Source organism: Vibrio sp. 2130-1, assembly GCF_033339515.1.
Genome location: NZ_JAWOUT010000423.1, coordinates 1 through 250, shown reverse-complemented (window position 1 = coordinate 250; position 250 = coordinate 1). Strand labels below are relative to the sequence as shown.

Annotated in this window: 1 protein-coding gene; it reads right to left on the bottom strand. The window is 46.8% G+C overall.

Going from position 1 to position 250, the window contains the following annotated elements; all coding sequences use genetic code 11:
- Window positions 1-220: DUF2066 domain-containing protein (locus R7Q09_RS26610; RefSeq protein ID WP_318144003.1), on the bottom strand; the 220-nt coding region annotated here is incomplete at its 3' end.
- Between the last annotated feature and the right edge of the window lie 30 nt (window positions 221-250).

The following is a 250-nucleotide window of genomic DNA, read 5'->3' as shown; positions in this document are numbered from 1 at the left end:
AGCTAGAACTCAGCGCCTTTTGGATAACAGGGTTGCTTAGAGAAGATTGAGAACCAGTCGCTCGAACAATCACATCTTTCATACCTTGTTCACGAGCCGCAGACTCACCGTCGTTCTGCTCACTGTCGATAACCACTTCGGCACGATAGATATCCACCTGAGTTAATGCATACACCGGCAGGGACAACCAACCGATCAGTAAGAGAGCTAAATAGCGCATAGTTTTCATAATCCTCTAAACAAGAACCCG